Origin of the sequence: Pedomonas sp., assembly GCF_036515995.1 — a bacterium.
Classification (GTDB): domain Bacteria; phylum Pseudomonadota; class Alphaproteobacteria; order Sphingomonadales; family Sphingomonadaceae; genus Pedomonas.
Map to the genome: position 1 here is coordinate 19,932 of NZ_DATBUP010000264.1, position 7,375 is coordinate 27,306.

At 70.1% G+C, this 7,375-nt stretch carries 3 protein-coding genes; all 3 read left to right on the forward strand.

The genetic code is table 11. The features are described 5' to 3' along the window. The first annotated feature begins 145 nt into the window (after positions 1 to 145). On the forward strand, positions 146 to 2,026 hold the full coding sequence (locus VIG90_RS18825; protein WP_331595056.1) for an autotransporter assembly complex protein TamA: 1,881 nt from the start codon (positions 146 to 148) through the stop codon (positions 2,024 to 2,026). Then, positions 2,026 to 6,345, forward strand: a complete 4,320-nt coding sequence (locus VIG90_RS18830) for a translocation/assembly module TamB domain-containing protein (protein WP_331595057.1) — start codon at positions 2,026 to 2,028, stop codon at positions 6,343 to 6,345. Before VIG90_RS18825 ends, VIG90_RS18830 begins: the two co-directional genes overlap by 1 nt. 150 nt (positions 6,346 to 6,495) lie before the next feature. Further along, on the forward strand, positions 6,496 to 7,375 hold an 880-nt coding region (locus tag VIG90_RS18835), incomplete at its 3' end, for a CHAD domain-containing protein (protein WP_331595058.1).

Below are 7,375 nucleotides of genomic sequence, written 5' to 3' on the forward strand. Positions count from 1 at the left end.
CTGGCCACGGTCTCCTGCATATCCGATGTAGTTCCTTTAATCGCGTTGCCAAGGCCGGTTGCCGCCGCTTTTGTCAGCAACCGCTGTCATCCGTCGTCAGATCGGCTAGACCAGTGGAATGACTTGGGGGGTATTTGCTTGCAGGATGGCGTGCGCCAGTCTTGCTGTCGGCGTCACGCTGACGGCAGCCTTCGCCGCAACCGCAGCCCAGCCCCCCGCTTCTTCCGAGCCCGCAGCGTCCCGGCCTGCCCCGAATACGGCCCCGAACACAGACTCGGAGGCTGACGAATCTCCCCGCTATTCCGTGGCTTTCAAGGGCTTCGCGCCCCTTGGCCTCGAGGAGCGGCTGAAGGAACTCTCCACCCTCTGGGCCAACCGCAACACGCCCGCAGACAGCCTCGCCCAGATCCGCCGCCGCATCGCCGAAGACACCGCCATGGCGAACCAGCTGTTGGAATCGGAGGGCTATTTCTCCGGCCAGGTCACTGCCGCCACCGCCCGCACCGGTGACAGCGCCGACACAGGCAGCCGGGGCACCCTCGTCGTCACCCTCTCGGCCGAGCCCGGCCCGCGCTACCAGTTCGGCGCCATCGCGTTCGATGCCCCCGCCGCCTTCCTGCCCACTCTGGAAGAGATCGCCGCCCTGCGCCCCGGCGACCCCGCCGCCATCAGCGCCCTGCTCGCCGCCGAAGCCCGGCTGGCGGAGGAACTGCCCCAGCGCGGCTATCCTTTCCTCCAGATCGGCGAGCGCCGGGTGATCGTCGATCACGACACCCGCAGCCTCAGCTACCGCCTGCCCGTCTCGCCCGGCCCGAAGGCGCGGTTCGGCCCCATCGAGGTCACCGGCACGCCCGTCCTGGTGCCCGAGCATGTGCGCAGCCTTGCCCGCTTCAAGACCGGCGAGCTCTATGACCAGCGCAAGCTCGACGACTTCCGCGAGGCGGTGCTGGCCACCGGGCTGTTCTCGCAGGCTGACGTGGAGCCCATCCTTCCCGCCGGCACCCTGACCGGCACGCAGGAAGTCACCGCCCCCATCCGCGTGACGCTGGAGCCCGCCCGCAACCGCACCATCGGCTTCGGCCTCGGCTACGGCACCGAATCGGGCGTGCGCGGCGAAGTCTCGTGGCAGCACCGCAACCTCTTCGGGCGCGAGGAACGCCTCACCCTGCTCGGCCGCCTCGGCACGCAGGAGCAGCTGGCCCGCGCGGACATCCAGCGCTTCAACTTCCTCCGGCGCGATCTCTCGCTCGTCGGCCACGTTGCCGCCGCCCATGAAAACCCTGACGCCTACGATTCCCGCCGCATCGAGGCCGGCATCGGCCTCCAGCGGGAAACCGGCCTCACCTGGCAGAAGCGCTGGGTCTATTCCGCCCATCTGGAAGCCGAGCTTGCCCGCATCGAGGATGCGCTGGGCGAGCGCACCTTCGTGCTGCTCTCGCTTCCCGTCTCGGTCCAGTTCGACGGCACCGACAACCTGTTCGATCCCACCCGGGGCCTGCGCGTCGCCGGTTACGTCTCGCCCGAGCTCTCCGAGCAGGCGGGCGTGTTCAGCTACATCCGTGCCGACGCCAGCGCCAGCTACTACCTGCCCCTGAACTCGGACGCGGATTTCGTCATCGCCGCGCGCGGCCACGTCGGCTCCATCTGGGGTGCGGACCGGGACCGCATCGCCGCCACCCGCCGCTTCTTCGCCGGCGGCGGCGGCTCGCTGCGCGGCTTCGGTTATCAGGAAGTCGGCCCCAAGGACGCCGCCGGACAGCCGCTCGGCGGCCGCTCGCTCATCGAATCCAGCCTTGAGCTGCGCTGGCGCTTCAGCCCGTCCTTCGGCGTCGTCAGCTTCCTTGACGGCGGCACGGTCCACACCGAAGCCTCCCCCACCTTCGATGACTATCGCTGGGGCGCGGGGCTCGGCTTTCGCTACTATACCAACTTCGCCCCCATCCGGGTCGACTTCGCCACCCCGCTCGACCGTCAGCCGGGCGAAAGCCGGTTCCTTCTCTACGTCAGCATAGGCCAGAGCTTCTGATGGAGAACCCGAGCCCGCCAGACCTTGAGGAGGCCGACACGCTGACCGAGGCCGCACCCGCCGCCCCGGCAGCAAGGCAGCGCCCCGCCTCGCGCTGGCCGGGCCGCCTGAAGCGTCTCGTCCTCTGGTCCCTTGCCCTCCTGCTCTGCCTCGGCCTCATCGGCACTCTGGCGGTCAACTGGCTGGACACCGTCTCGGGCCGCCAGTGGGCCGCCCGCCAGCTGGCATCGCTTGAAACCGAGGCGGGCTTTGCCCTGCGCGTCGGTGGCTTTCGCGGCTCCCTCTTCGGGGAGATGACCGCAGTCGACGTCAGCCTGCACGACACCCGGGGCCAGTTTGCGCACGCGCCCGCCGTGGCGCTGGTCTGGTGGCCGTGGGACCTGCTGCGCCAGCGCGTCAACATCGGTTCGCTGCGCGCCGAAACTCTGGTCATCGAGCGGCGGCCCGAATTCCGCCCCATCGACAGGGACCGCCCCCTCCTGCCGGAGTTCGAGATCAACATCCGCCGCCTGCGGATCGATCAGCTGGTGCTGGAGGAGGCCGCCGCCGGAGAGCGCTTCGTGCTGGAGGCACGGGGCCGCCTCCATCTGACCCAGCGCACCGCCACCCTGTCGCTCGACGTGGGCGGCACCAACAGCGAGGACAAGCTCGCCCTTGCCGCCACCATCGCGCCCGATCGCAATGATCTCGACCTCAACCTGCACGTCAACGCCCCCTCGGGCGGGGCGCTCGGCGGCTATCTCGGCACCGATCACGGCTTCACCCTCGCCACCAAGGGAGACGGCACGTGGACCCGCTGGCGCGGCGCGCTGGAGGCGACCTACGACAACGCGCCGCTCCTCGATCTCCAGCTTGCCGCCGATGACGGCCGCTTCCGCCTGAACGGCCCGGTGCATGACGCGCCCGGCCTGCCGCCCGTACTGCAACGCCTGCTGGCGGGAACCTCGGCGGACAGCCCCGCCACCTTCAGCCTTGAGGCCACCGTCCGGGACGGCGCGCTCGACAACCGCCTCGAGCTGAAATCCCGCCCGCTCGTGCTGACGGCACAGGGCCTCGTCGACATCCGCAGCGGCGCGCTCTCGAACGCCGGCGCCAGCCTGCGCCTCACCGACCCGTCCGCCTTGGTCCCGAACCTGCGCGCCACGCCCTTCGTCTTCACCCTCACGGCAGAGGGCCGCATCCGCAATCCGCGCCTCGTTCTCGACGGCAAGGCGGAGGCCCTCCACTTCGGCCGCGTCACCCTCGGCAACATCACCGCCAGAGCCGTCTCCGAGACCGGCTCCATGGAGAACATGGCGCTGGAGGCCCGCCTCGGCCGGGCCGATGGCCTCGGACCCATTCTGGAGCCCCGCCTGTCCGGCGCCACCGTCAACGGCCGCTTCACCTTCCGGCCGCGCCAGCTCCTGCTGGCGCTGGAGGACGGTCAGCTTCGCGGCTCCAACATCGGCGGCAAGGTCAACGGCCACGTCAACTTCCGCTCGCAGGATTACCGCCTCGGCATGGACGGCGCGCTGGAGCGCATCGAATTCCCCAAGATCGTGCGCGGCACACTGGATGCCAAACTGGTCTTCGCCGGGCGCACCTTCGCCAGCCGCACCACCATCAGCGGCACCGCCCAGTCCCGCCCGCTGCAACCGCTGAGCCCCCTCGTCTCCGGCCTGATCGGCAGCGAAGGCCGCCTTGCCAGCACCGTCACGCGGGGCGAAGACGGCGTGTTCCGCCTGCCGGACCTGCGCCTCACCGCCAGCGCCCTCAACCTCTCCGGCACCTTCGCCATTGCCCCCGGTGGCATCGTCTCGGGCCGCGTCACCGGGCCGCTCACCGCGCCCGCCGGCAGCCTCGTCACCACGCCGCAGGGCCCCGCGCAGGTGGTGCTCACCGCCTCCGGCACCTTGCCCGATTACCGGCTGGAGCTGGACACCCGGCTGGCCGAGGCCGTCATCGGCCCCGAGCGGCTGACCGAGCTGCGCCTCACCGGCCAGTCAGACCGGCTGGAGCAGTTCCGCCTTGGGCTCACCGGCGGGTCCATCCTCGGCTCCATCGAGGGCTCCACCCTGCTTACCGTGCGCGGCGGCCCGGCCTTTCGCAATCTCAGCCTTCGGGCGGGCAACGTCCTGCTGGATGGCGCGCTCCATCTGGCCGAGGGCCGCTCGTGGCAAGGTGACCTTGCCGTCTCCGGCGGGGGCCTCACCGGCCGCATCGTACTCCCCGGCACGCCCGGCCCGAGCCTTGCGAACATAGACCTTGCCGGCCAGACCGTGCGCCTCGGCGTGCCCGGCAGCCGCCTGTCTATCGACCGGCTCTCGGCCAAGGGCCGCCTGCGCCTGTCCTACAGCGATCCCGGCTTCACCGGCATCTTCCGCATCGAGCAGGCCGCCACCACCACGCTCCGGCTGGAGCACTTCACCCTCTCCAGCCTCCAGCAGGGAGACGGCTCGCGCCTGCGCCTCAGCATGAAGGGACGGCGCGGCGCACCCTTTGACTTTGATGGCACCGCCGACCTCTCCCCCGCAATGGTGCGCATCACCGGTTCGGGCCACATGGCCGGAGAGGCCGTACGCCTCACCCGCACCGCCGAGTTCGCCGTCGCGCCCGGCGGCGGCTGGATCCTGCGCCCCACCGAACTGGCGCTCGGCAACGGCACATTGCAGCTGGATGGCCGCTGGTCCCCGCGCGAGCGCTCGGTCAACGCCACGGCAAAGCAGATCAGCGCCACCGCGCTCGAGCTGGTGCGCCCCGGCACCGGCATCGACGGGCGCTTGAGCGGCACCGCCGCCTATGCGTGGGCCGCGGGCCAGCGCCCCACCGCGACGGCAGACCTCACCGTGCAGGACCTGCACCGCGCCGGTCTCATCGGGCGCTCGACGCCGGTGACGCTCCGCGTCAAGGCGGCAGTGCGGGACAACACCGCCGAGGCCACCCTCACCGCCAGCGAAAGCGGCCGTCCCTCCGGCACCGTCGCCCTGTCGCTCTCACCGCTGCAATACGGCAACGGCGCCATGCTGCCCTCCAACTGGCGCTCCGTGCCGCTCACCGGCACCGTGTCGTGGAACGGCCGGGCCGATGCGCTCTGGGCGCTGACCGGCATCGAGGCGCACGAAGTCACCGGCCCCGCCACCATTCAGGCCCGCCTCGGCGGCACCGTCGGCAACCCTGACATCGCCGGGAACATCCGCTCCTCCGGCGCTTCCTATGAAAACCTCGGCACCGGCCTGCGCGTCACCAACATCGAGATGGAAGCCGCCTTCCGGGGCGCCCGTCTCGACATCCAGCGCCTTGGCGGGCAGGCGGGGAAGACCGGGCGCGTCACCGCCACCGGCTGGCTCGAGCTCTCCGCCGAACGCGGCTTTCCCGCTGACGTTCAAGTCGCGCTCGACCGCGCTTCCATCATGCGGCGGGACGACATTCAGGCATGGGCCACCGGCAACGCCCGCCTCACCCACGGCCCCGAAGGCGGGCTGATCGCGGGCAAGCTGCGCATCACCCAGGCCCGCCTCAAGATGGGCGGCACCACGGCGGCCAACCCCGTGCCCCGCATCGCCTACGAGGAAGTGGGCGTGCGCGCGGTCCACCAGCCGGTCGCCACCCGCCCGCCGGTCATCAAGCCCTTCCGCCTCGATCTGGAACTGACCGCGCCCGATGAAGTGATGCTGGAGGGCATCGGCCTTCACTCCGAATGGAGCGGCCAGCTTGCCGTGCGCGGCACCAGCCTTGCGCCCTCGCTCACCGGGCGGCTCGACCTCGTACGCGGCACCTACGAATTCTCGGGGCGGGACTTTGATCTGGACCGCGGTCAGATCATCCTGCGCGGCGAGACCCCGCCCGATCCCATTCTGGACATCGTCGCCAGCCACACGCTGGACGGCATCACCGTCAACATCGAGATCAAGGGCACCGCCCGCCGGCCGGAGGTCGTCTTCACCTCAACGCCCCGCCTGCCGCAGGAGGAGGTGCTCTCCCGCCTGCTGTTCGGCGCATCCGTTCCCAACCTCTCCGCCACCGAGGCGGTGCAGCTCGGCACGGCGCTAGCGGCGCTTCAGGGCGGCAATCCTGATCTCAACATCATCGGCCGCGTCGGCAAGGCGGTGGGCATCGATCGTCTGCGCGTCATGCCGGGGGATCGCCGCAAGGGCATCGGCACCACCTTCTCCGGCGGCAAGTACATCACCGACAAGGTGTATCTGGAAGTGGCGACGGACGGGCGCGGCTACACCGCAACGCTGGTGGAGATCGATCTCACCCGTACGCTCAGCCTGCTGTCGCAGGTGGCAACGCTCGGCAGCACCGATGTCAGCCTCAAGTGGTCCCGCGATTATTGAACTATATATTTTAACTGCCATGCTTGGGGATATCGAACGAATCCGGCCAGACTGCTAAAAAGCGTGTCCGGCAGCGGAACGAGACGTCCCCGACACCCGTTTTCTGCGTCTGCCCGGCAGGCGTGGGCATACCTTTTCAGGCAGGAGAGAATGATCGCAACCCCCGTCATCGCACAGGCCGACCTCACCAGCGCCCTCCAGCGCGTGAAGGACACGCTTGCCAGCGGCAGGCAAGGCCTGCTGGCGGGCACGCCTGACGACTACGCCCATCAGGAACGCCTCAGCATCCGCCGCGCCCGCGCCGCCATTCGCGCCGGCAGCCCGCACCTCGGCATCACCGTCACCCGCCCGCTGGTCGATGCGCTGCGCTGGCTGGGCCGCCTGCTCGGTGCCGTGCGGGATCTGGACGTGGCGGCGGAGCACATGGCCGCCAACTGCCCGCGCGACATCTGGGAGGTCGTCTCCCCCGCGCTGGCGCAGGAACGCGCCGAGGCGCTGGCGCTGGTCCGCTCCGGCGTCGGCTCCGGCCGCATGGAGCGGCTGACGGAAAAGCTGGACGAAGCCATTGCGCTCAGCCTCAGCCTGCCGCCCCGCGATCTGCAGCGCGCCGCCGCCCGCCGCGCCCGCCAGCTTCTCATCCGCCTCCAGTTCGTCGCCAACGAACCGGAGAACAGCCTCGGCCACGAGCAGCTACACGAGCTGCGCAAGCTGCTGCGCAACCTGCGCTACACCCTGGAGCTGCTCCCCGAGGCCGATACGGGAGACTGGTTCCCGCCCATCCACCGGGAGCTTCACCACCTGCAGGACTGGTTCGGCCAGATTCAGGACCTCTCCGTGCAGGTGGACATTCTCGAGCGTCTGCGCCGCCTCCACGTCTCGCCCGATGACCAGGCGCACGAACCGCTCATCACCTACACCCGCCATCAGACGGCCGAGCGGGATCAGCTCGTGCAGCAGTTCCCGACGGTCATCGCGCCGTTGATGGCAGCCATTGAGAAAGCCCGGCTGGCGGAGCGGATTCAGGACTCGG

Excerpts from the sequence above, each read along its gene's own strand:
- VIG90_RS18825 (WP_331595056.1), top strand. The coding sequence starts at position 146 with ATGGCGTGCGCCAGTCTTGCTGTCGGCGTCACGCTGACGGCAGCCTTC.
- VIG90_RS18830 (WP_331595057.1), top strand. The coding sequence starts at position 2,026 with ATGGAGAACCCGAGCCCGCCAGACCTTGAGGAGGCCGACACGCTGACC.